This window comes from Streptomyces sp. NPDC020362 (genome assembly GCF_040642095.1).
Taxonomy (GTDB): Bacteria; Actinomycetota; Actinomycetes; order Streptomycetales; family Streptomycetaceae; genus Streptomyces.
The window spans coordinates 1-26,825 of the sequence record NZ_JBFAET010000123.1 but is presented as its reverse complement, the minus strand read 5'-3'; the positions used below and the strand labels follow the sequence as shown (position 1 = coordinate 26,825).

Below are 26,825 nucleotides of genomic sequence, written 5' to 3'. Positions count from 1 at the left end.
TCCTTCGACGAGGACGTTGCGTGCTGCGTTGTGGTCGCGGTCGTGCACGGTGGCGCACTGGCTGCATGTCCACTCCCGGACGTGCAGGGGCTTGGGGCCGTCGCGGAATTGGCAGGCCGAGCAGACCTGGGAGGACGGGAAGGCCTGGTCCACCTTGGCGAAGGTGCGGCCGTGCTTGACCGCCTTGTACTCGAGCATGCCGACGAACGCGGACCATCCCGCGTCGTGCACGGACTTGGCGAGCCGGGTGCGCGCGAGGCCGGACACCGCGAGGTTTTCCACGTACACCGCTTGGTTGTCGCGAATGATCTGTGTGGATGCCTTGTGGTGCCAGTCCCGGAGCCGGTCCGCCACCTTTGCGTGCTGGCGTGCGACCTTGATGCGGGCCTTGGCCCGGTTCTTCGATCCCCTGGCCTTGCGGGACAGCTCCCGCTGAAGGCGCTTGAGCTTCTTCTCGGCCCGGCGCAGGAAGCGGGCGCTGCCGATCTTGCTGCCGTCGGACAGGACGGCGAAGGCGGACAGGCCGAGGTCGAGGCCGGCGTCGGTCTGCAGGCCGGGGAGGATGTCCGGCTCGGTGTCCACGACGAAGCTGAGGAAGTACCGGCCGGAGCTGGCTTTGGTGACGGTCAGGGACGTGGGTGCGGCCGCAAGCGGTCGGGACCACTTGGCTTTGAGGTTGCCGGCCTTGGCCACGTACACCGTGCCGTCGTCCTGTAGGGAGAAGGCGTTGGTGTTGAGGCGGATCGACTGCCGGGTGTCTTTCTTCGACTTGTAGCGGGGAGGGCCGACCTTGCGGCCCTGTCGCTTGCCCTTGAGCGAGTCGAGGAAGTTCTTGTAGGCGGTGTCCAGGTCCCGCAGGGACTGCTGAACGACGACCGCCGACACGTCGGCGAGCCAGGCGCGTTCCCTCGGTGCGCTTGGCCTGGGTGATGCGAAGCCGGGACAGCTCGGCCGACTTCACGTACGGCAGTCCTGCCGCGTGCGCTGCTTTCCGGTCGCGCAGGCAGTCGTTCCACACCACGCGGGCGCACCCGAACGCACTGGCCAGCGCACGACGCTGGGAGGCGCCGGGTAGGCCCGGTAGTTGTAGCGGAGCTGCACGCCCGGGAGCCTACTGCGATTGGCTTCATGGATGGGCGGAACGACTACAGGCGTGGAAGACCCACGTCGTTTCGGCGATGCATGTGCACTTGGTCTTTGTGACCAGGTATCGGCTCTCTAAGGGCTGTCCCGCAATTGATCTTTGAAGAGTGTAGCGGGATTGATCGCCCCTGGCGGGTGGCCCGCTATGCAGTTGCCTGGAGGAGGTTGTGGAGGCGTGCGATGCCAAGCATGGCGTGGTGGACGCCGTCTCCCCTGAGGCGGCAATCACGCAGGATCTTCCAGGCCTTCATGCGCGCGAAGACGTGCTCAACACGGGCGCGGACCTGCTTGTGGGAGCGATTGTGCTCGCGCTTCCAGTCGCACAGCTCACCGCCGGCCGGGCGGCGGTGCGGGATGACCAGTCCGGTGCCCGGGTAGCCGCCGTCGGCGATCGTTCTGGTCTTGCCGACGGCAGCTCTGGCGCCGGACTCGGCCCAGGCCTTGCAGTCGTTGCGGTTGCCCGGCACCGGGCGTCCGACGACAACGACCAGCTGGCTGTCGGCGTCGATGACGACCTGGTGGTTCGTGGAGTACCAATAGTTCTTCGACTGCTGGGCGACGGCGTGGTCACGGGTGGGCACGAGGGTGCCATCCACGATGAGCACCGTTCCCATGGTGAATCGCTGCCGCTGCTTGAGTGCCAGCAGAGGCCCCACGTGATCGACGATCCGATCGGCCGCAGACTTCGAGACGCCGAACAACGGAGCAAGCTGCCGCAACGTCAGGTTGGTGCGCCAGTAGGTAGCCACCAGCAAGACACGGTCCTCCAACGGCAGCGACCAGGGGCGACCCGGCCGCGCTGCATCAGCGCCCTCACGACGCAGCTGACCCATGAGCTTCCGGAACGCCTGCGGGCTCAACCCCGTGAACGGGGCTATCCAGGACGGCTCTGACGCCGTGATCACACCAGCCACACCAAGATCATCCCAGTGGGATCCGTGACTGCCGAAACGGTGGCAGGTGGGGTAGATGTCCTGGGGCGCCTCTGCGTTGGCTGTTGTCGATGAGTACGGCTACGAGGTCCGCAAGTGCGAGGGCATCACAGGGGTCGTCGGCGCGACGCTTGAGACGGCGGACTGGGCCGACCTGGTCGAGCACGATCCCGGCGCGGGCCAGGAGGAAGGTAAGGGCCAGGAACGCCGATCGGCCGTTGCCGTCGTCGAACGGATGGAAGAAGCAGACATCGAGGTAAGCACGCGCGGCACGGGCAGCGAGGGGAAGTTCGCCCTCATCGCTTTGCGACAGGCAAGCGTCGAAGCGGTCGCGGGTGTCCGGTGCGATGCCATACCGTTCTTGGCCTGCCTTCGCGAACGCTGGCCGGCTCCGGAACTCCACGTCCCGCGAATCGAGCACGAGTCGCTGCCAGCCGGTGAGCAGGTCGCACGTCAGTGCAGGACCAATGGCAGCATCCGCCCGGGCCTGACGGAGGGCCGCGAGTAGAGCGGCGGCGCGATCGGAGCTGCGAGCCTGGTCAAACGAACGGATGTCATGGATGGCTCCATCGCGTGCCGGAGTGAAGGGGCGGTAGGTTGCCGTAGTCCGTACCTCATGCCAAGGTACCGCCTCACGAACAATCAGCCATGCCCGCAGATGGTCCGACATGGTTCAGACACCGTCAGCCTGTATGAGCGACAGTGCGAGGCGCTGCGCCACGTCGTCCACGACATCGGGCTCGGGCCCGGTCCAGCTCTCGAACCGTCCGCCAATCGCCTCCTCGACCAGTGCCTCCGCCGTGGCCGCCTCCACGCCCCAGCGTTCGAGGAACCAGGTGAGCACCTGCTCGCAGTGCCCGTACCACACATCCCCCGCCCCGGTGCGGTCCACGACATGCGTGACCAGGTGACCGGCAGCACGCTCCCATACGTGCTGCCGGTCCTCGGCGGGGACGGAGTTCAGCCGGTACCCATCGAATCGCTCCGCCAAATCCTCCACCCAGGCGCGCCACTCGCACAGCGCGGTCGCAACTTTGGTCAGGGTCTCGTCCGGTGAGGTGATCGAGTCCCTTGGACAGCACCAACTGCCCACAGGACCACCGCCGATTTCTCCCTCATCGTGCGCCCAGCGCCAGCCGAGGGCCCAGCCGCCGAAGCGTTCGACGAGGGCACGAGTCATCGCCTCCGTCCAGGCCCGGCCCTCACCGTGAGACCAGCTGATCACGGCCCGATCCGCAGCGGACCCCGGAGGTCGGACAGGCACCTCATGGGCAGGCCCGAGAGCGGCAACCGCTGCAGGGGCCGACAGACCGTCGAAGGGGTGCAGGCGAGGGTCGACCTCTGCCCAGGAGAGGTCGAAGGGAGCAAGGTCATACGGCACCGGCCAAGCCTTTCACGGCAGGCCGCGACACTCATAAGGGGTTTCACCTCACGACGAGGCCAACAGCCCCGAAGCTCAGACGGGCCGACTGCCGCGAGGCCTCCCTGGTGGTTGCGGGACAGCCCTTAGGGTGCACGTCAGGACAGGCTTGACATGCATTCATTCCCGGCGTGAACGCCGGGGCTTTCTGCAAGAGTCCCGGTAAATCCGATCAAGGAAGTTGCACCTGGAAGGTCATTGAGCCCGCCGGGTGGGACGCCCCACGGGACACCTCCCCGTACCTGTGCGACGACCGCAAGCAGCGGGTTCACAGCCGAACGCCAAGCCGAGCAGGCCGAGCGTGTGCTCCAGGCGCAGGACCGGGCCGTGCCCGAGCAGAAGGTCGGCGGGTGGCTATCGCGCTTCCGTGCCTGACCTCGGCAAGCCCGCGCATCAGGCCGTCAGCGGTGGTGCATCGCGTGTGTGGGGCGCTGCCGACCAGCGGGCGCGGGGGCGTCCCGCCCCTCACCCGTCGGCCGTGAGCACCACCAGAGCGGCCGACGCGGCGTCGACCACGGACGACCAGACGGCGGAAGCCACAAACCGCTCGTCCGGCTGGTCGCGGCCGACCTCGTCCAACGCGCGGCCCAGCGCGTCCGCGAGCCTGCCCATCGCCTCCACCTCGGCCTGGTTGGCCAGGGTCCGGCCCAGCGCGGCCTGCGGGTCGGCGAGCACGGTGGTGTCGTCGTAGAGGATGGTGACGGTGAGTGTCAGATCGTCGTAGTAGTCCGGTGACGGGTACTCATGCTCGATCCACACGCGCCGCTGGTACTCCTGGTCCGCCAGAGCGCGTACCGACTCGATGACCTCGGCACGCATCGCGGGGAGCGTGATGTCGTGTCGTGCCGCCATGGCGTGTTCCATGCCTTCCACTTCAATCATTCGTCCAGGGAAATGGGCCGCCCGCGCATTCTGCTTGATGGAGCCGCTGGTCGGCTTTCCGTCGCGGCCGATGATCTTGCCGCGAGAGTTGATGGCGACGTGGTCACCCTGCTGGTAGACCTTCCCCCGGCAGGAGATCGACGTCATGTTCCAGGGGGTTGCCGGCTGCCGTTCTGGTTGGATGTAGGGGGACTTGATGTCGCCGATGTGTCCGCCAGGAGGTCCGAGTCCGTGTCTCGGAACGGGAGCACAGTGGTGGTTCGCACTCGATCGTGTTCGGTCTGATGGCCGCATCGGCATTTTCCGTCGGAGTTCTGGAACGCTACCGGGCAAAGATCGCCAAAGGATCTCGACGACCAGTGCTGTAGTCGGGGTGAAGCTCGGCTCGGCCTTGTTCTTGTTCACCCAGTGGCGGATGTCCGCCGGTGTGGGCGGAGGGTTGTCCAAAATGATGTAGATCGGGGCGCCGTCCGGTCGGGCGGCGCGGATCGACTTCAGCGCGGCCAGGTTGTTGGCAGTGCTTTTGGGGCGGCGGTTGACGCCCCGCAGACGGTCGTCGCCGACGGAGTAGCAGCCGTGGACCTGGGTGACGTCGTGGGTGCGGCGGTGGGTCGCCGGTAGCCGGTCGGGCCTGCCCCGTTCGGCCCAGCAGGAGCCCGGAGTGGGTCGGGATCCCCAACGGCCCGAACCCGTAGGAGGTGAAGACCCGGTCCGGCAAACGGTCCAGCGCCTGCTCGATCCGGTTGAGCTTGATGTCGCGGTCGGGGGTGGGGGACTACTTCCCGGCTCCACCGTCACAGCGGCGCACGGCGCGGCCCCCTTCCGTACCGCTGCCCTGCCGTATGCCATCTGGGTTGCCGTTGCCGTCGGTGAGCTGGTGGCCATGAGCCTCGGTGTGCTCATGGTCCTCTACGTCGTCACGTGGCTGCACCCGCCGGAGAGCGCATACGGCTTCTTCCTCGCCGCGAACGCGCTCGGCGGAGTGATCGGCGGACTGGGCAGCGACTGGGTGCGCCGGAAGGCCGGCGCGCTCCCCGGCGCCGTGGCCGCCCTCGCCGTCATGGGCGTCGCCTGTCTGGTCCTCGGCGGCACCCGGGTGCCCTACGTCGCCGCCGTCGCCTTCGGAGCCGTCGGATGCGGCATCGCCATCTGGCAGACGCTGATCACCGCGTTCCGGCAGACGACGATCCCGCAGGACATCCTGGGCCGGGTCAACGGGGTGTTCCGCCTGCTGTCCGTGTGCGTGTCGCCCTTCGGTGCGATCACGGCCGGCGTCGTCGCCAAGTACACCGAGGTCAATGTGCCCATCCTGGTCTCCGGCGTCCGCATCCTCGCCCTCACCGCGATCAGTACCGGCCCCTTGCTGCGCCTGGGCGCCGCCCAGCCCGCCCACGGACGCCTGGCCGCTCCGGCGTGCTGCCCGGCCCGCCGCGAGACCGGGGCGCGCCGAAGCGGGGGCCAAGGGCTGGCGGAGGGGGAGCCGGAGCGCGCCGAAGGTGGAAGCCAAGGGCGCGCCGACAGGGCGAGGGCCAGCACGAGCGTCCGGCCTTCGGGCTTGAGGATGCCCGTGGTCCCCGCTTGCGCCCATGCCGTGATGTCGCCGCGCAGGGTGCCGGTGTCCGGCAAAGGCCACTCCAGTTCCAGCCGGGTGGTGACCAGTTCGGCCAGGAGCTCGTCACGGCTTCTCCAGTACCGGTAGACGCTGCCTGGTTCCCACCGGCGCGTAGTGCGGTCGCGGGGATGGTGAGGTCTGCGCCCCGAGGGTCGGACAGCAGACGGTGACGAATCGGTCTTCTTCGTTCCCGAAAAGAGTTCCGATCCGATGCAACCGGGTGGCGAGCCCGTGGGTATTGAAGGCGATCACGCACTTCACCTGGGGGAACCTCATGTACTTGGACCGTTCGGCCGCTCGGACCGCCGGCCGTCTCGGCGCCGCTGTCGCGGCCTGTATCGCTCTGCTCTCGGCCACCGGCTGTTCGACGGACGCGGGTTCCGGCGCCGACGCGCCGGATGCCCGGGCTTCCGCGGCGGGGCCCGCGAAGGCCAAGGGCGGGAACAACGACGGGAAGGGCAAGGCGTCCGACGCGCGCCCGGCTCCGTCCATGCCGGAGCCCGCAGCACTGGCGCAGGCGAAGGTGAACATATCCGACGGGCAGACGGTCGGTGTGGGCATGCCGATATCCGTCACCTTTCGCCAGCCGGTCCCCGCCGCCGATCGCAAGGCCGTGGAGAGCTGGCTGCGCGTGCAGACCTCGTCGGGCACGGCCGGTGCGTGGAGCTGGGTGATGGGCCACGGCCTCCTGGACGGGCAGCGTGTCGACTTCCGCCCCAGTTCCACCTACTGGCAGCCCGGCACCAGGGTCACCCTCCGCCTCGGCTCGCACGGTGTCCGCCACTTCACCGTCGGCCGGTCGCTGGTCGCCACGGTCGACGCGAGGACGCATGAGATGATCGTCAGCACCGGCGGGAAGACGCAGCGTATCCCGGTCACCACCGGGGCTCCGGGAACGGATACCTGGAACGGGACGATGGTCGTCATGGACAAACAGCGCAAGGTGCTCATGGACTCCCGCACCGTGGGCCTCGGGAACGAGTACCGGGGCGACTACTTCTGGGCCGTGCACCTGACGACGTCGGGGACGTACGTGCACCAGAACCCGCACGCGGACACAGCCGCCGGGCACAGCAACGTCACTCACGGTTGTGTCGGCCTCGCCACCGACGGCACCGCCGAGCGCTTCTACAATCAGGTCATGGTCGGCGACGTCATCACGGTCACCGGGGCGAACAAGGCCATCGTCGCTGCCGGCAACGGCTACGGCGACTGGAACCTGACCTGGAAGAAGTGGCTCGAGCACAGCCTCGCCGGACAGACCTCGACCGCATAACCCCCGCCGCACCAGCCGTACGAACGCGCCCAGCGCCGTAAGAAGAGAGCACGACAAGGTGACCGAAGACGAGTTCGACCTCTTCTATGCGGCTGCCTACCCACGCCTGGCCGGCCAGATGTATGCCCTGACGGGCGACTACGCCGAAGCCCAGGACGTGGTTCAGAGGGCGTTCGTACGCGCCTGGGACCGGCGCTCGTCCGTCCTGACCGGCGACCGGGATCCGGAGGCGTGGATCCGCACGGTGGCGCACCGTCTGGCGATGAGCCGCTGGCGGCGGGCGCGCCGCTGGTGGGAGCTGGTGCGGGGCGGGTCCGTGCCGCGGCCGGCGCCCGAACCGAGCCCGGACCATGTGGCGCTGGTCGCCGCTTTGCGCCGCCTGCCGGAGGCCCAGCGGACCGCGGTCGTGCTCCATCACCTGTGCGATCTGAGCGTGGAGCAGATAGCAGCCGAGACCGGTGCGGCCGTCGGCACCGTCAAGGCCCGCCTGTCACGCGGCCGTACGGCACTCGCCGCTCACCTGGTGAGCGAGGAAACCGACCCGACGGAGGAAGCCCGTGTCTGACCAGCTGCCACCGCATCCCCTGTCCGAGACGGAACTGTCCGCCCGGCTCCGCGGCCTGGCCGCACACAGCGCCGCACCGGCCCCGGTCACGGGGGCGCGCGTGAGGAGCCAGGCGAAACGCCGCCGCCGCGGCCGACGCGCTGTGCTCTCCGCCACCGCACTGGCGGCCGTGGCCCTCACCGCCGTCACCTTTGGCACCCTCGGCTCCCGCACCCAGCAGGCCGCATCCCCCGCGACGTCCGTGCCTCACCCGGCTCAGGCGCCCGTCCAGCGGGTGACGATCGACCTGGACGCCTACACACTGACCATCGAGGGCAGGAGGTTCCCCATCAGCGGGCTGCAGGACAACTGCCCGATCGGCGAGACGGCCGTCACGGTCACAGCCAAGTACCGCGCCCTGACAATGCCCCCCAACAAGTACAGCAGGTTGACCAAGCATGTGGACGTCAGGCAGTGGGCCGTCACCTTCACCGACCGCAGTAACCACGAGCGGCTGCTGATGAACGCGCTGGACCCCGCCGCCGGTCTGGCCAGTATCGGCCACGACTCCGGCCCCGGCGCCATCGCACTCTCACCCCAGGACGGGAAGCGGGTGTACGACGCCATCAAGCTCGGCGCACGTGTGCAGATCAAGGGCCGGCAGGCCGCGAGCGCGGACCCGGACTCCGTGTGCTACGAACGCCAACCGATCACTGGGGGCCGCTGATACCGGACCGCCGCCCCGCTGCCGACCTCATCGGGGCGCACAGGGCAACGGCCGGCGGGGTCCAACCGACCGCGCGCGCGGACGCGTTCGGGATCATGGGGAGGGCTGCGAGCGCCGGCATCAAGGATCCGCTCCGGACGCGGCCGGACAGGCTTCCGCCGAGCGCGTGAACCGACCCACCCGCACACCCCGCAACCGCCCGCCGCCTGTGGTCGTCTTGTGCGCTGACTGTGTACGAAGCAGGGATGTGGGGGGACGTTGTGATGCGGAACGGGATGAAGGCCGGTCTCCTGGCGGTGGCCATGACGACGGTGCTCGGGGCATCGGCCTGCGGCGGCGAAGCCGGCGCGGCGGCAGGGGGGAGCGGCGGAAGGCCGCCCGCGCACGGGAAGGGGAAGTCCGTGGCGCCCTCCGAGGACGGGGCGTCGTCCGGCTCGGCGCCGATGTCTGACGGCACCGTGGGGAAGTTGTCCGGGGTTGCGCAGACCGCGGCGTCACCCATCACCCGGCGCGTGCCGTGGAACCTGGACATTCTGGACCAGCGGTCGCGGCCGCTGAACGGGAAGTTCACCACCACTGCCACGGGCAAGGGCGTTCACGTCTACGTGATCGACACCGGGATGGACATCGCCCACAAGGAGTTCGGCGGACGCGCCCACCTCGGCGCCGACTTCGTGGGCCCGAAGGACTCCGGTGACTGCTTCAGCGAGGCGGGAACCGGCCACGGCACGTTCGTCGCGGGCATCATCGGCGGGGCGAAGTACGGGGTGGCGCCCAAGGCCGAGCTCGTACGGGTCCAGGGCATCCTGTGCGAGAGCGAGGGCGGCGGCTCCCCGGCGGCGGCCGAGGCGGCCCTGGTGAAGTCGGTCAAGTGGGTCACCGCGCACGCGCAGAAGCCCGCGGTGGTGAACATGTCGCTCAACCTCGACCACCGGTCTGCGGCCCTGGAGTCCGCCGTGAAGAAGATGGTCGACGCGGGGATCCCCACGGTTGTGTCGGCCGGCAACTTCCATGACGACGCCTGCAAGCACTCCCCGGCCGGCGTCCCCGGCACGATGGTCGTGGCGGCCTCCACCTCAACCGACCGTGCGTGGAGCGACACCGACTCCTACGGATCGGGCTACGGACGGTGCGTGGACCTGTACGCACCCGGCCAGAAGGTGACCGCCGCCCTCGCCGGCGGCGGTACGACCACGGAGACCGACGGCGCTACGTCCTGGGCCGCGCCACATGCGACCGGGGTGATCGCGCTGTACCTGTCGGCACACCCCCACGCCACGGCCAACGAGGTCCACGTCTGGCTCGACCACACGGCCACCCGCGGTGTCCTGCGCGGCATCCGCTCCGACACTCCCAACCGGCTCCTCAACACCGGCGGCCTCTGACCTGCCCCGCCCGCCCCGGTCGCACGATCACGCAAGCGCCGATCCTCACCGGAACAGCAGGCGCAAGTCGCCCATGCCGGAATGGGAACACCTCGCCGTCACCACCGCCATGACGAAGTCGTTGATTGCTCCTCCTGCAGGTTCGCGGGGGCGGGAGCTACGGAGCACGGGAAAGCACACCCAGTCCGGACACGTCCGCCGCATGCTCGGTCTACAACTGGAGGCACGGCTGCTCGTCCGGCTCTGCATCGGCACAGCGGCCCAGAGCAACAGCCGGCGCCGGAGCGCAGAGCCTCGGCGAGAGGGACATGTCCTTCTTGATCGACGGTGGTGCCAACGCAGGTGCGGTGGGAGGCGTCTGCACCGCTGGCGCTGTGTGCCCCACCGGCACTGTCCAGCCGCTCGGAAACCCTGTGCCCCAGAACCGGAAAACCTTCGACCGCGCGGTCAAGCGCCGCGCGGCCCGCGCACTGCGGCAGAAGCAGGGAGAACCGGAAATGGGGGAGGGGGACCCCACAAACTCAAAGGTTGTGCTGGTCGGAGTGTGGGGCGCGCGGGTGCGACGACCAGAACTGGAAATGCTGCGAGTTGTCGCCGACCCGCTCGTAGCGCAATCGGGTGTGAAGGCGGCTCTTCGCTGCTTGCCAGATTTCCACCTTGGTTGGTGCAAGGGCGTAGAGGGGCCAGACAGAGTCGACGGGGGAGGGCTTCTTGTCCATCAGGGCCAGGGACTTCGCCGGGCCTTGGTCGCGTTCGGCGGCGCCTGTCAGGTGCTGGCTCTGACGAGCCGGCAGGAACTCGGCGCGGGCGGTTGCCGACCGGTCAGCGTGGATACATCCACGTTGGCACCGTGACTGCGGCGGCACTGCTGATCCGGCTTCGCTCACAGCCGCCCGCCCCGGCTACGGCCTCTGCGCTACCCGCTGGCACCCACCGCGGCCCCGCCGGGGGCGGGATTCCGGGCGTGGACGTAGGGTGCACATCCCCAGGTCATTCCGGGAGCAGTATCTGTCCGGGCTGTGTCGCGGGGTAGCGGCGGGCGAGCTCGAGGCGGTGGTAGACAGCGAAGAGGCGATTGAGGAGGCCGTCGTCCATGGGGTAGAGCGAGCGTCGGGGATCGGGGAGGGCGGCGTGGGCATGGTCGCGGCGGAAGCGCTGGTCGTGGGTGAGCTAGCCGGTGTAGAACTCGCGGAGCAGCTCGGTCAGGTGGTTGTCCGCCGGTCGGAGTTGGTCTTGGCGTTGGACGAGCTCGTAGGTGGGGATGCCGAGTTGCGTGAACATCGCCTTGAGGATGGCGCCGACGGTGGGCGGGGTGGGATTGCTGAGGTGGAAGATGCGCAGGCGGGTCGAGGAGTGTGCGATGTCGACCATCTCTCGTGCGACATGATCGACGGGGACGAGATTGATGGGGAGTTCGGGGTGGGCCAGGAGGCGGATGGGATGGTGGCCTCCCTCCAGCCTCGTACGGACGGTGCGGTGGACTGCGATACGGCGCATCAACCCGTAGATGCCGATGTAGGGGCCGCCGCAGGCGAGGGTGGTGTGGTGGCCGACAATGGCCGTGGGGCGGAAGATGCATGTGGGAAGCGGTGCGTGCAGCACGATCCGTTCCGCTGCGATCTTGCTGGCTTCGTAGAACTCACGGGGCACGGGGTCGGTGATGGGCCGTTCCGGAATGTCGCCCTGGCTGCGGCCGGCGACGTAGGCGGTGGAGACGTAGTTGAACGTGTCGGCACCGAGCTGAGCGGCCAGGGTGACGGCGCGACGAGTGCCGGCGGTGTTGGTGGCGAACAATCGTCGCCTGTTCGCTTGGCTGAAGCCGACCAGTGCGCCGACGTGCCAGAAGACGCTGGAGCCCGCGGTCTTGAGGTCTGCCGCGTTGACTCCGAGGCCGGGCTGGGTGAGATCGGCCGGGATCGCTGTCGCCAGGCGCAGAGCCCGGTTGGTGGTGGCTGCCTCGGTGTTGTAGGCGTTGGCTGCCTTGGTCAGTGCGGCCGTCAGGCGGTTGGCGGCCCCGCCTTGGCCGAGCCGGACCAGGCAGATGATGTCATCGTCGAAGCGGGTTGCCAGTTCGAGTACCAGGGCGGCGCCGACGAGGCCAGTGGCGCCGGTGACGACGTGAGTGCGTCTCGTGATCGGGCTCCGGCAGGCTGCTTTCAGTGATCGGTGGGGCGGAAGGCCAGGACGGCGTTGTGGCCGCCGAAACCGAGAGAGGAGCTGATTGCCAATTCGATGGTGTGTCTGCGGGCTTCGCCGGCGACCAGGTCGAGGTCGATGCCGATGTCAGGGTGGTGCAGGTTGGCGGTGGGCGGGACCATCTGGTGCGTGATGGCCAGCACGGTGAGCACCGCCTCCACTGCGCCGGCCGCACCCAGCAGGTGACCGGTGACTCCCTTGGTCGAGGTGACGGCGGCGTGCGGGCCGAGCACGGTGGCCAGTGCCCTTGCCTCGACGATGTCGTTGGCGACGGTGCCGCTGCTGTGTGCGTTGACGTGATCGATGTCCCGGCCGTCGGCCCGGGCTTGGCCAAGTGCCTGGTGCAGGGCGCGGACGAAGCCAGTGGCGTCCGGGTCTGGCGCCACAGGGTGTCGCGCATCGGTGGTGGCGCCGTATCCCGCCAACTCGGCGTGGCCGTGCACCCCGCGTTGGCGGGCGTCCTCGGGGCGCTCCAGGACCATGAATCCGGCGCCTTAACCGATGACGAAGCCGTCGCGGTCCGCGTCGAACGGCCGACTGGCGGCGGCGGGATCGTCGCGGCGCCGCGACAGGACACCCATTTGGGCGAAGGCAGTGGTACACAGCGGGGTGACGATGGCCTCGGTGCCGCCGGCCAGGGCGATACGGCAGGCGCCGGCACGCAGTAGGTCGGCGGCCAAGCCGATTGCGCTGGCTCCAGAGGCACAGGCTGTGGAGACCTGCAGGCTAGGGCCACGGGCTTCGAAAGCGATGGCCAGTTGCCCTGCGACCATGTTGGGCAGGTACACGGGCAGGGTGATCGGGGAGACCAGGGCGGGGCCGGCACGGTGAAGGCGCAGCTGTTGGTTTTCCACCGCCTCCATACCCCCGGCCGCGTTGCCCACCACCACGGCCATCGACTCACCGTCCCAACCGGAGTGGGCGAGACCGGCGTCGGCGAGTGCCTCGTCGGCGGCGGTGAGGGCCAGCTGGGTGAAGCGGCCAAGGCGGCGGGTGCCTGGCCGGCCGGTGTGGCGGCGCGAGTCGAAGTCGCGGACCCGGCAGGAGAAGTCCACCGGCAAGCCGGTCAGCTCGGGATCGTGCGCGGCGGTGGGAGTGCCGGCGCACACGGTCTGCCATGTCGCCTCGGCCCCGATCCCAGCGGGAGTGACCAGGCCGAGGCCGGTGACAGTGATCGGTGCCGTGCTCATGGCAGGGTCGGCTCGTACCCTGTGGCGTCCATCAGACGGCAGACGTCGCCCACGGTCATGTGAGCGCCGGCTTCGCCGTACTCCAGCAGGAGCCCCAGACGGCTGTGAATGGTGACGTAGAGCTCTTCGACGCCGAGCGAGTCGATCCCCAGCTCGGCCAGCGGTGCCTCGGGCACGATCTCATCCGGGGCGACTTCGAACACATCGACAAGCAGCGCAGCCAGCCGGTCGTAGTTCGGCAGCATGGCGGTCTCCTGCGGGTTGGGCTACTGGCGCACCGATTGCCCCCCCGGGGCCATGAATAACAAGTTATGACCGTCCTGGCGCCAGCGGTCAGGCATGACAGGGCGCACTGGAAGCAATGGGAGTGAAAGGGGTTCAGATGGGGGGCTCCTGCGAGTAAAACGCATGACCTGGACTTATCCCATCCGGTTGGCCGACCATGGCACCAGGTGAACTCTCGTACCTCCCGTGCACCGTCCTTCTTGAGCGGCACAGGGGGCAACGCCTCACCGTGCACCACGAGTCGAAGGGGCATCTCGATGAACGAGCGTGTCATCACCCCCCCTGCACCGAGGGCTTCTCTTCGTCGACGCCCACCCGACCGGATGCCGCGCGACGGTCGAGCAGATGTGGAGGTCCGTTGCCGCTCCCCGCTGCTCAGCCGATGACGCACGGCGGCCCACGGTGCTGGTCATCGGCTCGTCCGCCGGATACGGGCTGGCCGGCACCATCGTCGCCCTCGCCCGCCTGCGTGCCCAGGGAGTCGGGGTATGCCTGGAGAAGGCACCTGCACGCCGCACGGGCACGGCCGGCTGGTATCGCACCGCCGCAACCGCCGATCTGGCAAGACAGGCCGACCTCCCGTTCGCGTTCGTCAATGGTGACGCCTTCTCCGACGCCGTCAAGCAGCAGGCAGCCGACGTGCTGAAGCGCCGTTTCGGGCCAGTGGATCACTTGATCTACTCCGTCGCAGCCCCTCGCCGCACCGACCCGGACACCAACGAGATCCACACATCGGCGCTCAAGCCGATCGGCCGCCCGCACACCACCAAAACCCTGGCCTTCGACGACGGCCGCCCCGTCATCACGACCGTCACCACCAAAGCAGCCTCCCCCGCCGAAATCGCCCAGACTGTGGCGGTGATGGGCGGCGCCGACTGGCAACGCTGGATCACCACCCTGGACGCCCGTGGCCTGCTGGCCGACAGAATCACCACCTGCGCGCTGTCCTACATCGGCCCTCCCCTGATCGAAGAGATCTATCGAAAAGGCACCATCGGTGCAGCCAAGGCCCACCTGCAGGACACCGCAGACGCCTTGAACGCTCTCCTCGCCGCTCGGCACGGAGGCCGCGCGTTCATCTCGCTGAACAGCGCAGCCATCACCCAGTCCTCCATCGCCATCCCCGGCATCGCCTTGTACCTGGCGCTGCTACGCGGCGTACTCGGCGACGCGATGGCCTCTTCGACAGCTCAGATGGCCGAGCTGTGGGATCAGCTGTCCGCAAGGGCTGACTTGAGGACAGACCCACAGGGGCGTATCCGCCTGGACCAACAGGAACTCGACAAGGCCACCCAGGACAGGATCACCCACCGCTGGCACGGCGCCACGAACGACAGCATCGCTTCCCTCGCCGACCTCGACTGGTTCACCAGCGAGATACGCCGCCTGTACGGCTTCGATGTACCTGGAGTCGACTACAACACGGCGTCCAACGTCGACATTCCCTGGCCTGCAACCTGACGGAGCGCAAGATCCCATCTGGAAAGGCGAGTTCCAGCCCCTCTGCTGCAACTTCAAAGACGTCAACGCCGCGTCCAAGCAGATCAGCGAGCGCAAGAGGCAAAGGACCCGCCCTGCATCAGTCTGAACCGTCCACGGACTACGGGTGCAAGGAGCTCCCCTCGCCTCGATGAAGGAAGGAGCTGGGAGCGCCAAAGGTAACTCCTCGGTACGGATGGCGCCCGGAGACGACTGCAACACCCACACCGCGACGGCCCCAGCCGCCGCACGACAGGGAAGGGTTCCATGACGGTGACGGCGTCGGGGAGCTCCTCGGCGGTGGCGTCGCACGGGCGTGAGGTCGGTGATCACGGTGACGTACGGTCGCCCTTACGGGTGCGACGCCAGGCGTGCTCGTCCACGCCGACCGCCCGGACGCCGTCGCACCGGCCCTTCTTGTCGATCAGCGCGCGCGTGCCTTCGGTCAGCACCGCGTTGTTCTCGGTGTTCCACGCCACGCCGAGCCCTTCCGCGACCCGGGCCACGGTCAGGTGCTGCACGACGATGTCTTCCAGCGCCCTTCGCGGCCCGCGCCGCGAGAGCTTCGCGCGCGGCCGCCCGGCTGGTGCCCTGGCGCCACACATGTCCGCAGCCGGTGCACCGGTAACGACGGATCGTGACCACCAAGGTGGTGGGTCGCCGGCCGAGCGGTTCGTGCGCCAGCCGCCGGGCCACCGCGTCGCGCGGCGATCCTTCACAGCCACACCGGCGGCACCACCGGTCCGGCTCAACGACTCGGCACGCCAGCACTGCACGATCCGGGTCGAGCCACTGCCCGGTGACTTCGAGGCCGAGTGCGTCGAGCCGGGCGAACGTGGTCGGACAGCCTCCCGATCTCGGCCATGCGCGCGGAGTGGGTGGCCCCCGGGGGCGCCGTGGCCCCAGACGGGGCATGAATGATTGGAGGCCGGATGAACTGGGCTTGTGCGGACCTCAACGGCTAGCCCGTCGTCTCTGCGTCGACGCATCCGCGATGCATTCGCCGAGCAGTAGTGCAGCGACCGCCTCCGGGGCCTCATGCATTGCGTCGTGGCCGGTTGGGAGGTCGTGGACCTGCCACTCGGGATCGGCCTGGAGCCGGGTGCGGAGTTCAGAGAACGGCGTCCGGTCTTCCCATCCCGAGCAGTAGATGAACTCCCGACGGGGGACCTGGGCGAGCGTGCCTGCGAGCCGGATCGTTTGCAGGAACGAGGCGAGGGGATGGGGACGGCGGCGGGGATCGCCGCCGTCCGGCGGTCGGACGGCGTAGCCGGTGGTCGCAGCGCCGGCGGTGAACGCTTCCCGGTAGCGCTCGGTCGTTGACGACCAGCACGACTCGCCATCGCGCGGTACGTAGGCGTCGAGATGTACCAGTCGTGAGATCCGGCCGTCAGCGCGATCGGCGGCGGCGGCGATCACCATCCCGCCGTAGCTGTGGCCGACCAGCGTCGCGCTGGTGATGTGGGCGCGATCGAGGAGCCGCAATACGTCGTCGGCGTGCGTGTCGAGGTTGGCGGTCGCGACCGTCGCGTTGTCGTCGTCTGGCCGCAGACCGGTCAGGGTCAGGGCGTGAACGGTATGACCGGCACGCTCCAGCAGCGGAACCACCGCCTCAAACGACCAGGAGCCGTGCCAACCGCCGGGCACGAGGACGAACGTCGCCATGCGTTTCTCCTTCTCCCTCAAGCCGCGGCATCGAGGCACGCTGCCTCGATGACATGTGGTTCGGTCGGGCGCTCTGCGCGACCGAAGACCACTCCGCATGGAGGCAGTGTCACCAGATCAAGGTGTGGCTTGCTACCGCTAGGATGCCAACTGATGCCTGATCGCCGCCAACCTTGCCTGATCGCCGGTGTGACGTCACATGTGTGGCCGTCTGGCGGGCGCCACCTCTGGCCGTCCGGCGAAACAAGCGCGGTGCAGTCGCACGCGCAGGGACACCTGGTGTACGCAGCCAGCGGCGTCCTGGCAGTTCACACCGAGCGCGGCACGTCGATCGTTCCCGCCAACCGGGTTGCCTGGACCCCCGCCGGGTTCACGCACTATCACCGTGCCCACGGCGACACCGATATGCGGATCGTCTTTCTCGCGCCATCCCTCGCCCGGCTCATACCAGACCATCCCTCCGTGTTCCTGGCCTCCGACCTCGCCCGCGAGGTCCTGCTCGCACTGACCGGCCCCCGCAACTACGACGCCGCCGCTCCTGACTACAGCCGCTCCGCACGCTCTCGCCTCCTTCGAGTCCTCGTCGATGAACTCCACGAAGCACACGAACAGCCACTGCACCTGCCGGAGCCGCGGGACGACAGACTGCAAGCCATTGCCCGGATGCTGTACGAGAAGCCGGGAGACAACGCCACGCTCGCCGAACTCGGGAAGACCGTCGGAGCCAGCACCCGCACCCTCAGCCGACTGCTCCGCAACGAACTCGGCATGACCTTCTACGAGTGGCGCACACAACTACGCATCCACCACGCGCTTGTGCTCCTCGCCGACGGCCACGACACCGTCCAAACCGCCTACGCCTGCGGATGGGCCAACCCCAGCAGCTTCATCGCAGCGTTCACCAACCTCATGGGAACGACCCCGGGCCGCTACCGAACCAGTCGCCAGACCACCGCCCGCGCATCTCAACTCCCGACGGTGGCCATGTCCTCGGATTGATTCGTACTCGCACCCCGGCCGATGTGGTCCGCGATCGGACACGAGATGACCCCCCGTGTGCCTCGCGATTCCCGCACAACTACAGCGGCGGCACCAACCATCGGCTTGACCACGCAACAAGCCAGGACCGCACGATCAGGCTGTGCCGATGCGGAGCTGCTCTCCGGTGACCTTGGGCGGAGGCAGATAAAGCACGTTGTCAAGTTTTTGAAGTGAAATAAGCACTCGGCGCGTAGCTGACCACGCTGCCTCGGCAGTACGCGTTGTTGCTGCTGCCCGACCGGCAACAGCCCGCACGCTGAGCCATCAGCCAGGAATCGTTGAAGCCGTCACTCGGTTCGGCCAGGTGACCAAAGCAGTGATCACCGCGGGTGCCTGGGGGCCGCGCCGGCCGGGGTGGCCCCGGCCCGCTCGCGACCTCGGCAAGCGCCGGCCGGCTCACTGCTCTGTTGTGGATTCGGGCACCGCAGCCACCTCATCCGGTTAGCAGTAGATGGAGATCATGCCACTCGGATCGCGATGACCTGCAGGAATCCCGTCCGGATCCCACACCCAAACGGGCAGTATCCGCGAAGCAACGGGCGCAGCGACTGGAGAAGTACGGCGATATAAATCCAGGGCAGGCGGGCAAGGACAGGCAGCGTCCGCCCGAACAGGAACACCAGGGAGGTGCGTGCGCGTGAAAGCCGAAGAGCGACAGCACCGGATCCTGGCCCTCGCACGTCGCGGCGGACGAGTGGAGGTCTCCGCTCTGGCGACCGACTTCCGGGTGGCACCGGAGACGATCCGCAGGGATCTGAACGAACTCGCGCGGGCTGGTCTGGTCCGCAGGAGCCACGGCGGTGCCTACCCGGTGGAAAGCGCCGGGTTCGAGACCTCGCTGGCACAGCGCGGGACGCATCACGTAGAGGACAAACGCCGCATCGCTGCCGCCGCCGTGCACCTGATCGGTGAGGCGGAGACGGTGTTCATCGACGAGGGCTACACCCACCAGCTCATCGCCGACCTGCTGCCTGCCGACCGGAATCTGACCGTCGTCACCACCTCCCTGCCCACCGCCGCAGCGGTCGCGGAAGCCTCCCGGGCCACCGTGTTGCTGCTGGGCGGCAAGGTCCGCGGCCGCACCCTGGCCACTGTCGGATCCTGGACGAACCAGATGCTGTCCGGCTTCGTCATCGACCTGGCGATCCTGGGAGCCAACGGCATCTCCCGCGACGCGGGCCTCACCACCCCCGACCCGGTGGTGGCCGACGTCAAAGCCCAGGCCGTTCGCTCCTCCCATCGCCGGATGCTGCTCGGAATCCACACCAAATTCGGCGCGCAGAGCTTCTGCCGATTCGCCAAGATCGGCGACTTCGAGACCATCATCACCGACACCGGTCTGTCGGCTGCCGAAGCCCACCGCTACTCCCTGCACGGCCCCGAGGTCATCCGGGTCTGACCCGCTTGCCCGAGCCGCACAGCCTGAGATCCATCCATCACTGGCTCCTTCGAGCCCGCCGCTGTCCCGTGCCGTAACACCGTTTCCACCGTGCCGTTTCCCCCAAGAAAGGTGCTCCCATGCACTACAGACCCACCAGGGCCAGACTGACGACCGCGGCCCTGACCGGCCTCACCTGTACCGCCTTGCTCGCCGGCTGCGCCGGTGCGGGTGGCAGTGGCGGGGGCGACGGTGACAAGACCGTGAATATACTCATGGTCAACAACCCTCAGATGCTGGACCTTCAGAAGCTGACCAAGGAGCAGTTCACCAAGAAGACGGGCATCAAGGTCAACTTCACCGTGCTGCCGGAGAACGAGGTCCGGGACAAGATCACGCAGGACGTTGCGACGCAGGCCGGCACGTATGACGTGGTCACGGTCGGCGCCTACGAAGTCCCCCTGTGGGCCAAGAACGGCTGGCTGTCATCGATGGACAGCACGGTCGCCAAGGACCCCTCCTACAAGCAGGACGATGTCTTCAAGCCCATGACGGACGGGCTGCGCGGTGACGACGGCAAGCTCTACGCCGAACCCTTCTACGGCGAGTCGTCCTTCCTCATGTACCGCAAGGACGTCTTCAAGGAAAAGGGCCTGACCATGCCGGAGCACCCGACCTGGAAGCAGGTCGCGGAGCTGGCAGCCAAGGTGGACGGCGCCAAGAAGGGCATGAAGGGCATCTGCCTGCGCGGAAAGCCGGGATGGGGTGAACTCGGAGCCGCCCTGACCACCGTGGTCAACACCGAGGGCGGAACCTGGTTCACCAAGGACTGGAAGGCCCAGGTCAACGGCGCCGGGTTCACCAAGGCGACCACGGAGTACGTCGACCTCGTCCGCAAGCATGGTGAGGCCGGAGCCCCGCAGGCCGGATTCGCCGAATGCCTCAACGACTTCACGCAGTCCAAGACCGCCATGTGGATGGACGCCACATCGGCAGCCGGCCTGCTGGAAGACCCCAGTTCCCCTGTCGCGGGCAAGATCGGCTATGCCCAGGCTCCGGTGACCCGGACCAAGGCCTCCGGTTGGCTGTGGACCTGGGCCCTTGCCCAGTCGAAGGCGGGCAAGCACCAGGACGCCGGCACCCAGTTCGTCAAGTGGGCAACAAGCCAGGAGTACGAGAAGCTCGTCGGTGAGAAGCTCGGCTGGGCCAGGGTCCCGGCCGGCAAGCGGAAGTCGACCTACGACAACCCGGACTACCAGAAGGCCGCGGCGCCCTTCTACCAGGCCACTCTGACCGCCATCAGCCAAGCCGACCCGAAGAACCCCGGCACCCAGCCCCGCCCCACGGTCGGTGTCCAGTACGTGACCATCCCCGAGTTCCAGGACCTGGGCACCAAGGTCACCCAGGAGATCTCCTCCGCAATCGCCGGACGCCAGTCAGTGGAGCAGGCCCTCGACAAGGGCCAGAAGCTGGCTGAGCAGGTGGCCACCAAGTACCGGAACAACTAACCGCACCCCCATCCCTTGCGCGGCCCCCTTGCCCGCCTCGCAGTGGCAAGGGGGCTGACGGAGCGGAGAGATACAAGTGAGTAGTGCCCTGATGCAGAAGGCAAGACGCCCCGCACGGTCACATGCGGGTCCGGTATCCCGACAACGCTCGGGCCGGGCAAAGGCGTGGGCCACACGCGCCCCGCTGTTGCCGGCGCTGGTCTACATGGTGATCGTCACCCAACTGCCGTTCGTTGCCACACTGGTGATCTCTTTCACGAACTGGGACGCCCTGCGGCCCGACGAACGCAGCTGGGCAGGCTTCACCAACTACAAGCTGGTCTTCAGCGACCCGGACATGCGCGCCTCCATCATCACAACGGTCTGGCTCACCGCCGGTGTGGTGCTGCTGAGCCTTCTGCTCGGCCTGGGCGTGGCGCTCCTGCTCGACCACAAGTTCCGCGGGCGCGGAGTGGTACGCACCATGATGATCGCCCCGTTCCTCGTCGTCCCCGTCGCGGCGGCACTGCTGTGGAAGCACGCCCTTTACAACCCCGAGTACGGACTCCTCAACGGCACACTGACCTGGATCTGGTCGCTGTTCGGCTCGGACAATCCGCCGCAGCCCGACTGGATCAGTTCCTCACCCCTGGCCGCTGTCGCCGTCTCTCTGATCTGGCAGTGGACCCCCTTCATGATGCTGATCCTGCTCGCCGGACTGCAAAGCCGGCCCCTGGACACCATCGAGGCCGCCCGGGTGGACGGTGCCAACGCCCTCCAGGTCTTCCGCTACCTGACCCTGCCGCACCTGCGCAGGTACCTGGAGCTTGCCGCGCTGCTCGGGTCGATCTACATCGTGCAGAACTTCGACGCGGTCTTCACCATCACCTCGGGCGGGCTCGGGACCGCGAACCTCCCGTACACCATCTACCAGACCTTCTACCAGGCACATGACTACGGTCGTGCCTCCGCAGCCGGCGTTGTCGTCGTCCTGGGCACCATCGTGGTGGCTACCTTCGCGCTTCGTCTGGTGTCGACGCTCCTGCGGGAGGAGAAGACCTCATGAGTACCACCGTTGCCCCTTTCCCGGCCCGTCAGCACCGCGACCACTTTCTCAGGCACCACACGAAGGCGTTCGTGGGACTGGCCGCATGGGCCGTGGGCCTGCTCTTCTTCGCGCCGTTCGCCTGGATGATTCTGACCTCCTTCCACAGCGAGACGGACGCCGCCACCAATCCGCCCTCCCTCGCCGCACACCTGACCCTGCACGGATACCGCGAGTTCTTCGGCGCCTCGACAGGGGCCAGTCCCTGGCCCGCTCTGATCAACTCCGCAACCGCAAGTGTGGTTTCCACCCTGCTTGTGCTCGCGCTGTCGATCCCCGCGGCCTACGCGCTGTCGATCAAACCGGTGCGCAAGTGGTCCGACGTGATGTTCTTCTTCCTGTCCACCAAGATGCTCCCCGCCATCGCCGGCCTGCTCCCGATCTACCTCGTCGCACAGAGCTTCGGGATGCTGGACAACATCTGGCTCCTGGTCCTCCTCTACACGACCATGAACCTGCCGATCGCGGTATGGATGATGCGGTCCTTCCTCGCGGAGATCCCAGTGGCGATCCTGGAGGCCGCAGCGATCGACGGCGCCGGTCTGCCGACCGTCTTCCGCAGGATCATCATCCCGATGGCTGCGCCCGGCATCGCCGCCACCAGCCTGATCTGCTTCATTTTCAGCTGGAACGAGATGCTGTTCGCCCAGGTGCTCACCGGTGTCCAGGCTGTGACCGGACCGGTCTTCCTGACCGGCTTCGTCACCAGCCAGGGCCTGTTCCTGGCCAAGGTCTGTGCTGCGGCCGTCGCTGTGTCCATCCCGGTTCTCATCGCCGGATTCGCCGCCCAGGACCGGCTGGTCCAGGGTCTGACCCTGGGAGCCGTCAAATGAAGGCCGCACTCATCACCGAGCAGGGGACCGTCGAGATGGTCACCGTTCACGACCCCACCCCTGGTCCCCGCGAGGTCGTCGTGGCCGTGGCGGCCTGCGGCCTGTGCGGCACGGACCTGCACATCCTGCAAGGCGAATTCGCCCCCAAGCTGCCCATCATTCCCGGCCACGAGTTCGCCGGTGAGGTGGTAGCCGTCGGCCGCGACGTCACCGAGCTGGCCGTGGGGACCCGTGTCGCCGTCGACCCCTCGCTGAACTGCAACGAGTGTCACTACTGCCGCCTCGGCAGGAACAACCTGTGCGAGCGATGGGCGGCGATCGGCGTCAGTACCGCAGGCGGCGCGGCTGAATACGCCGTCGCACCGGTCGCCAACTGCGTCGCCCTGCCCGACCACGTCTCCACCCATGACGCCGCCCTGATCGAGCCGCTGGCCTGCGCGATACGCGGATACGACGTCCTGCGCAGCCAACTGGCCAGTCACGTGCTCATCTACGGCTCGGGAACGATGGGCCTGATGATGCTGGAGCTGGCCAAGCGCACCGGCGCCGCCGGCGTTGACGTGATCGACATCAACCCCGCACGTCTGGAAACCGCGCGGACGCTGGGCTGCAGCAACGCAGTGACGTCCGCAGACGAGATCGACATGCCCCGCGGCTGGGATCTCGTCATCGACGCCACAGGGAACGAAAAGGCCATCCAGGACGCGCTGGGCCGGGTGGGCAAGGGCGGAACCTATCTGCAGTTCGGTGTCTCCGACTACGGCGCCCGGGCGACGATCGAGCCCTACCGGATCTACAACCAGGAGATCACCATCACCGGATCGATGGCGGTCCTGCACAGCTTCGAACGCGCCGCAGACCTCTTTGCCGCCGGAGTGCTGGACCCTGAGATCTTCATCAGTGACCGCCTGCCGCTGGCCTCCTACAGCGATGCCCTCAAACGGTTCCGGGCAGGCGAGGGCCGCAAGATCCAGGTGCAGCCCGGCCTCGGCGCCTGATCACCCGCTAGGGCGGGCAGAACACGCCAGCCGCCCCGCCTGCCCGCTCCACAGGGCGGTGGCGGCATGCGCCCGCCAACCTGACGGGCCCCACCGCGCTGATCATGCTCGTCGACGATGCGCAGTAGAGCGGCTGTGTTGTCAGTGCCGGCTGTGCGCATGAGCTCGAAGTCGGGCCGGCGGTGGATCCCTCGTCGCGGACCCCGCGGGCGTACTGGTCGGCGGTGAAGTGGTGCAGCAGCTCGTCAGCGACGTGGGGGAGTTGTGGGAGCACGGGGCCTCCCTCGTGCGGTGGGTGTTGAGTCCGCGCCCCTTCCTGGGGATGTCCGGCCTGCGGGGAGGGGCCGACGGGGCGACCGGGGCAGGGGCGGGGGGCTTCTATGCCCTTGGTCAAGGGAAACGACGGTGCGCTGGGTCGGGGAGCCGGGCAGCATGGCGGTGTGGCTGATCTGCTGTGGGATGACGTGAGCTGTTTCTTCGACCCGGACTTGATGGGGTCGCTGCCGGACGTGCGTGTCCCGGATGTCTCGGTGGAGGACTGGCAGGCGGTTCTCGATCTTGTCGTGGAGAAGGGCTGGAGGTGCCAGTACTCCGAGGGAGAGGCGGTGCTTCCGGTGCCCCGGGCGGAGGACGTGCTGTCGCGCCCGGCGGATGCCGAGTGCCCGGACCTGCGGGTCTGGCCGACTGCTGATGTGCTGGCGATCTTTCGTTTCCTTGCCGACGATGAAGTCGACTTCGACGTTGACCTGCGGGAGTTGCAGGGGCAGGAGCGACTTGATGTGTTCTGCGGCTTCCTTCGGGAGATCGGGCGGCGGTTGGGTAAGCCGGTGCTGATGGATCCGGAGGGCGACTACGGCCATCCGGTGCTCGGCTTCGACGTCGAGGCTGATCGAGTCGTTCTCCTCGCAGAACCGTGGTCAGGTGACTGAGGCCGACGGCTGAGGGTCATAGAAGGTGCCGTCGCGGAGCATCGCGAAGAGGACGTCGGCCCGGCACCTGGCGAGGCAGAGCAGGGCCTGGGTGTGGTGCTTGCCTTGCGCGATCTTCCTGTCGTAGTAGGCCCGGGACGTGGGGTCGCCCAGGGCGGCGAACGCGGAGAGGATGAAAGCCCGTTTGAGCTGTTTGTTTCCTCCTCTGGAGGGTTGTTCGCCGCGGGGAGGACCCGGAACTGCGGGGCGCCGGGGCGAGACCCGCGTAGGCGGCGAGGTGGCCGGCGGTCGGGAAGGTGCTGCCGCTGAACGCGTCCTTCGCGTCCGTCTTGGCCGCGCCTGAGTAGAGGTCAGCGATCCGCCGCATCGTCAGCCCCGGCAGATAGGCGACCGGGCGGCCGGTGTCCCTCGCGACCGCGGGCGGCAGTGCCCCGATCGAAGCCGGCGCTCGACCACGACCAGCACCGTTCCGTGCTTGGCCTGGAGCTTCGCGAAGAGCTCGCGGAGTTTGGGCTCGGTGTTGGGTAGGCGCCTGTCGAACGCTTTCTTCTCGGCCGGGGTGACGGCGGTGGCGTGGTGGTCGCCCCTGCCGACGTCCAGGCCGAGCAGCGGTCCGTCGATGCCTCCGGACCCGGTTGCGCACCCCCGGAACATGAACAACAGGAGGGGGAAGCCATGCCGGGCCAGAAGGCCAGAGGCCCAATTGCGGAGCCGCGAAAAAGGTAACCGGGGGGCGGTGGCTGCCAGCGTGCGCGGCCGGCAGAGGGTGTGTGGGGGTCACTGACGGCGGGGAGCTCGGGGCGGGCTGCGGCGCTGCACGTCGCAGGGTGGCCGTGTGTGTCGCGCTCGTACATGGCGTCGGTGTCGGCCGGGTCTTGGTTTGGCAGGCACAGTACGCCCTGACAGAACCAGTACCACCGCTCATCAGCGCGTCCGAGGACATCGGGGAGCTGGCCCCGAAGCGGGTCCAAGGTCTTCACGGGTGGTCTGCTTCGATGTGGCGGCGCGGCGCCGTCGTTGCAATCCCCGAATCTCCGGCAGGGCCGAACCGCGCGGCGTGGAGCTGTTTTTGACGTGTCAAAACTATAGTAACTGCAGCATCTAGTCTTGGGTGGGGGTACTCCGATGTATCTTCTTGGACCTGTCGTCCAGCCCTATGCATGGGGCTCTCGGTACGCAATCGCCGAGATGCAGGGAAGGCCGGTTCCGTCCCCTGGCCCGGAGGCGGAGTTGTGGATGGGCGCACATCCATCCGCGCCTTCCGTACTCGAGCGGGGCGGCCATCACACGACACTTGACGCCGTGGTGGCCAGTGATCCGACCGGCGAACTCGGATCGGAGTGCGTCGACCGATTCGGCCCGCGGCTGCCGTTCCTGCTGAAGGTCTTGGCCGCCGGAAAGGCACTGTCGATTCAGGTTCACCCCGATCGGGCGCAGGCTGAGGCAGGGTTCCGGTCAGAGAATCGCCTGGGAGTCGCCCCGAGCGATCCCACTCGTAACTACGTGGACGACTGGCCCAAGCCGGAGATCCTGTGTGCACTGACGCCCTTCGAGGCGCTCGCTGGGTTCCGTGCGCCTGCGGAGGCTGCCGAAATCGTCGGCGAGCTCAGCCTGTCGGTGCTGCGACCGCTGATCGCGACGCTGCGGGCGGGCGAGGACCCGGCCGTTCTCACGGAGGCGCTGCGTCAGGTCGTCACCTGGCCCGATGACGACCGCGTCGCCGTACTCGACGAGGTGGTGGCGGCCTGCACCCGCCTCGCGGCGGAGGGCGGGAGGTACGCGCCGGCCTACGACGCCGCGGTACGGATCGCCGCTGACCATCCGGGGGACGCCGGAGTGCTCGCGTCGCTCCTGCTCCGGCACGTGGTGCTGGAACCGGGCGAGGCCCTGTTCATGCCGGCGGGCGGACTGCACGCGTACATCAAGGGCATCGGGGTGGAACTGCTCGCCAACTCCGACAACGTCCTGCGCGCCGGGCTGACCGGCAAGCACATGGACGTGCCCGAGCTGCTGCGCATCGTCGATCCGACGGTCGCCGTACCGGTCGTCCACCCGGAGCCGGTCTACGAGCACGTGGCGGTGTACCGCAGCGCGGCGCCGGAGTTCCGGCTCCACCGGATGACGCCCGCCGAGGAGCCGGTGGCGGTTCCGGCCGCCGGCCCGCGGATCGTGTTCTGCGTCGAGGGCGAGACCGTCCTCGCGGACGCGACGGGCGCCGAGCTCACCCGCCCGGTATCGGCATGGGTTGCCTACGTCGCATCGGTCACCTGCCCCAGGGCCTTCAGCCCCCGTCGTTCGTACGACTTCACCGCGCCGAC

The 26,825-nt window shown here is 68.1% G+C and carries 22 protein-coding genes and 5 pseudogenes; 14 read left to right on the top strand and 13 right to left on the bottom strand.

Annotated elements, in window-relative coordinates; translation table 11 throughout:
• From AB0H32_RS32285 to AB0H32_RS32260, 6 genes and pseudogenes are all read right to left on the bottom strand, one after another.
• Positions 1–1,101, bottom strand: a pseudogene (locus AB0H32_RS32285) (RNA-guided endonuclease TnpB family protein); the annotation flags it as partial.
• A 185-nt stretch (positions 1,102–1,286) separates the two neighbouring features.
• Positions 1,287–2,057 carry a transposase gene (locus AB0H32_RS32280; protein WP_361127884.1) on the bottom strand — a complete coding sequence of 257 codons (771 nt, stop codon included), beginning with the start codon at positions 2,055–2,057 and terminating at the stop codon, positions 1,287–1,289.
• Positions 2,058–2,064: 7 nt separating this feature from the next.
• Positions 2,065–2,745 (bottom strand): Fic family protein, encoded by a 681-nt coding sequence (locus tag AB0H32_RS32275; RefSeq protein WP_361127881.1) that lies wholly within the window; start codon positions 2,743–2,745, stop codon positions 2,065–2,067.
• Between the two features lie 3 nt (positions 2,746–2,748).
• Positions 2,749–3,300, bottom strand: coding sequence for a hypothetical protein (locus AB0H32_RS32270; RefSeq protein WP_361127878.1), 552 nt, complete (start codon positions 3,298–3,300; stop codon positions 2,749–2,751).
• Positions 3,301–3,960: 660 nt separating this feature from the next.
• A complete protein-coding gene (locus AB0H32_RS32265; RefSeq protein WP_361127890.1) occupies positions 3,961–4,524 on the bottom strand; it encodes a hypothetical protein in 564 nt (187 codons plus the stop codon).
• Positions 4,525–4,737: 213 nt separating this feature from the next.
• A pseudogene (locus AB0H32_RS32260) lies at positions 4,738–5,158 on the bottom strand (IS630 family transposase); the annotation flags it as partial.
• A 102-nt stretch (positions 5,159–5,260) separates the two neighbouring features.
• On the opposite strand from AB0H32_RS32260, the gene AB0H32_RS32255 reads away from it, so the two are divergent.
• The 5 genes from AB0H32_RS32255 (at position 5,261) to AB0H32_RS32235 (ending at position 9,921) form a co-directional block, all read left to right on the top strand.
• Complete coding sequence (locus AB0H32_RS32255; protein WP_361127875.1) at positions 5,261–6,076, top strand: hypothetical protein; 816 nt, start codon at positions 5,261–5,263, stop codon at positions 6,074–6,076.
• Between the two features lie 187 nt (positions 6,077–6,263).
• Entirely contained in the window at positions 6,264–7,265 is a 1,002-nt protein-coding gene (locus AB0H32_RS32250) for an Ig-like domain-containing protein (protein ID WP_361127872.1), read from the top strand.
• 58 nt (positions 7,266–7,323) lie between these two features.
• The gene (locus tag AB0H32_RS32245; RefSeq protein WP_361127869.1) at positions 7,324–7,830 is read left to right on the top strand and encodes a SigE family RNA polymerase sigma factor; all 507 of its coding nucleotides are present in this window, start codon (positions 7,324–7,326) and stop codon (positions 7,828–7,830) included.
• Positions 7,823–8,536: a L,D-transpeptidase gene (locus tag AB0H32_RS32240; RefSeq protein ID WP_361127866.1), complete on the top strand. Its 714-nt coding sequence runs from the start codon at positions 7,823–7,825 to the stop codon at positions 8,534–8,536. The genes AB0H32_RS32245 and AB0H32_RS32240 overlap by 8 nt, the downstream gene beginning before the upstream one ends.
• A 401-nt stretch (positions 8,537–8,937) precedes the next feature.
• Positions 8,938–9,921, top strand: coding sequence for a S8 family peptidase (locus AB0H32_RS32235; RefSeq protein WP_361127863.1), 984 nt, complete (start codon positions 8,938–8,940; stop codon positions 9,919–9,921).
• Between the two features lie 521 nt (positions 9,922–10,442).
• Here the strand turns inward: AB0H32_RS32235 and AB0H32_RS32230 are convergent.
• From AB0H32_RS32230 to AB0H32_RS32215, 4 genes and pseudogenes are all read right to left on the bottom strand, one after another.
• The gene (locus tag AB0H32_RS32230; protein ID WP_361127860.1) at positions 10,443–10,640 is read right to left on the bottom strand and encodes a pyridoxine 5'-phosphate oxidase C-terminal domain-containing protein; all 198 of its coding nucleotides are present in this window, start codon (positions 10,638–10,640) and stop codon (positions 10,443–10,445) included.
• A gap of 451 nt (positions 10,641–11,091) precedes the next feature.
• Positions 11,092–12,057 carry an SDR family oxidoreductase gene (locus AB0H32_RS32225; RefSeq protein WP_361127887.1) on the bottom strand — a complete coding sequence of 322 codons (966 nt, stop codon included), beginning with the start codon at positions 12,055–12,057 and terminating at the stop codon, positions 11,092–11,094.
• 20 nt (positions 12,058–12,077) lie between these two features.
• A pseudogene (locus tag AB0H32_RS32220) lies at positions 12,078–13,307 on the bottom strand (beta-ketoacyl-[acyl-carrier-protein] synthase family protein).
• On the bottom strand, positions 13,304–13,552 hold the full coding sequence (locus AB0H32_RS32215; protein WP_361127857.1) for an acyl carrier protein: 249 nt from the start codon (positions 13,550–13,552) through the stop codon (positions 13,304–13,306). Before AB0H32_RS32215 ends, AB0H32_RS32220 begins: the two are co-directional and overlap by 4 nt.
• A 307-nt stretch (positions 13,553–13,859) precedes the next feature.
• Between AB0H32_RS32215 and fabV the strand changes: the two genes are divergently transcribed.
• Positions 13,860–15,053 carry an enoyl-[acyl-carrier-protein] reductase FabV gene (fabV, locus tag AB0H32_RS32210; RefSeq protein ID WP_361127854.1) on the top strand — a complete coding sequence of 398 codons (1,194 nt, stop codon included), beginning with the start codon at positions 13,860–13,862 and terminating at the stop codon, positions 15,051–15,053.
• A 263-nt stretch (positions 15,054–15,316) separates the two neighbouring features.
• Here fabV and AB0H32_RS32205 read toward each other — a convergent pair.
• Both AB0H32_RS32205 and AB0H32_RS32200 read right to left on the bottom strand, forming a co-directional pair.
• Positions 15,317–15,986 (bottom strand): annotated as a pseudogene (locus tag AB0H32_RS32205) (hypothetical protein); the annotation flags it as partial.
• A 39-nt stretch (positions 15,987–16,025) separates the two neighbouring features.
• Positions 16,026–16,736: an alpha/beta hydrolase family protein gene (locus tag AB0H32_RS32200; protein WP_361127851.1), complete on the bottom strand. Its 711-nt coding sequence runs from the start codon at positions 16,734–16,736 to the stop codon at positions 16,026–16,028.
• Positions 16,737–17,015: 279 nt separating this feature from the next.
• Here AB0H32_RS32200 and AB0H32_RS32195 point away from each other — a divergent pair, with 279 nt between their 5' ends.
• The 7 genes from AB0H32_RS32195 to AB0H32_RS32165 all read left to right on the top strand — a co-directional run bounded on the left by AB0H32_RS32195 (position 17,016) and on the right by AB0H32_RS32165 (position 24,507).
• Positions 17,016–17,735 (top strand): AraC family transcriptional regulator, encoded by a 720-nt coding sequence (locus AB0H32_RS32195; protein WP_361127848.1) that lies wholly within the window; start codon positions 17,016–17,018, stop codon positions 17,733–17,735.
• 679 nt (positions 17,736–18,414) lie between these two features.
• A complete protein-coding gene (locus tag AB0H32_RS32190) occupies positions 18,415–19,176 on the top strand; it encodes a DeoR/GlpR family DNA-binding transcription regulator (protein WP_361127845.1) in 762 nt (253 codons plus the stop codon).
• A gap of 119 nt (positions 19,177–19,295) precedes the next feature.
• Positions 19,296–20,663, top strand: coding sequence for a sugar ABC transporter substrate-binding protein (locus tag AB0H32_RS32185; protein ID WP_361127843.1), 1,368 nt, complete (start codon positions 19,296–19,298; stop codon positions 20,661–20,663).
• A 205-nt stretch (positions 20,664–20,868) separates the two neighbouring features.
• Complete coding sequence (locus tag AB0H32_RS32180) at positions 20,869–21,708, top strand: sugar ABC transporter permease (protein ID WP_361127841.1); 840 nt, start codon at positions 20,869–20,871, stop codon at positions 21,706–21,708.
• Positions 21,705–22,580: a carbohydrate ABC transporter permease gene (locus AB0H32_RS32175; protein WP_361127839.1), complete on the top strand. Its 876-nt coding sequence runs from the start codon at positions 21,705–21,707 to the stop codon at positions 22,578–22,580. Before AB0H32_RS32180 ends, AB0H32_RS32175 begins: the two co-directional genes overlap by 4 nt.
• Positions 22,577–23,578: a zinc-dependent alcohol dehydrogenase family protein gene (locus AB0H32_RS32170; RefSeq protein WP_361127837.1), complete on the top strand. Its 1,002-nt coding sequence runs from the start codon at positions 22,577–22,579 to the stop codon at positions 23,576–23,578. Before AB0H32_RS32175 ends, AB0H32_RS32170 begins: the two co-directional genes overlap by 4 nt.
• Positions 23,579–24,018: 440 nt before the next feature.
• On the top strand, positions 24,019–24,507 hold the full coding sequence (locus AB0H32_RS32165; protein ID WP_361127834.1) for a hypothetical protein: 489 nt from the start codon (positions 24,019–24,021) through the stop codon (positions 24,505–24,507).
• On the opposite strand, the pseudogene AB0H32_RS32160 reads toward AB0H32_RS32165, so the two are convergent.
• Positions 24,496–25,161: pseudogene (locus AB0H32_RS32160) on the bottom strand (IS110 family transposase). The gene AB0H32_RS32165 and the pseudogene AB0H32_RS32160 sit on opposite strands and share 12 nt — an antisense overlap.
• A 471-nt stretch (positions 25,162–25,632) precedes the next feature.
• Here AB0H32_RS32160 and manA point away from each other — a divergent pair.
• Positions 25,633–26,825 (top strand): mannose-6-phosphate isomerase, class I (gene manA, locus AB0H32_RS32155; protein ID WP_361127831.1); only part of this gene is annotated, 1,193 nt, incomplete at its 3' end.

Bases quoted from the DNA above. Each gene is read 5' to 3' on its own strand.
- AB0H32_RS32275 (WP_361127881.1), bottom strand. From the start codon at position 2,745: ATGTCGGACCATCTGCGGGCATGGCTGATTGTTCGTGAGGCGGTACCT.
- AB0H32_RS32265 (WP_361127890.1), bottom strand. From the start codon at position 4,524: ATGACGTCGATCTCCTGCCGGGGGAAGGTCTACCAGCAGGGTGACCAC.
- AB0H32_RS32255 (WP_361127875.1), top strand. From the start codon at position 5,261: ATGAGCCTCGGTGTGCTCATGGTCCTCTACGTCGTCACGTGGCTGCAC.
- AB0H32_RS32250 (WP_361127872.1), top strand. From the start codon at position 6,264: ATGTACTTGGACCGTTCGGCCGCTCGGACCGCCGGCCGTCTCGGCGCC.
- AB0H32_RS32230 (WP_361127860.1), bottom strand. From the start codon at position 10,640: ATGGACAAGAAGCCCTCCCCCGTCGACTCTGTCTGGCCCCTCTACGCC.
- AB0H32_RS32215 (WP_361127857.1), bottom strand. From the start codon at position 13,552: ATGCTGCCGAACTACGACCGGCTGGCTGCGCTGCTTGTCGATGTGTTC.
- AB0H32_RS32200 (WP_361127851.1), bottom strand. From the start codon at position 16,736: ATGGCGACGTTCGTCCTCGTGCCCGGCGGTTGGCACGGCTCCTGGTCG.
- AB0H32_RS32185 (WP_361127843.1), top strand. From the start codon at position 19,296: ATGCACTACAGACCCACCAGGGCCAGACTGACGACCGCGGCCCTGACC.
- AB0H32_RS32180 (WP_361127841.1), top strand. From the start codon at position 20,869: ATGGTGATCGTCACCCAACTGCCGTTCGTTGCCACACTGGTGATCTCT.
- AB0H32_RS32175 (WP_361127839.1), top strand. From the start codon at position 21,705: ATGAGTACCACCGTTGCCCCTTTCCCGGCCCGTCAGCACCGCGACCAC.
- AB0H32_RS32170 (WP_361127837.1), top strand. From the start codon at position 22,577: ATGAAGGCCGCACTCATCACCGAGCAGGGGACCGTCGAGATGGTCACC.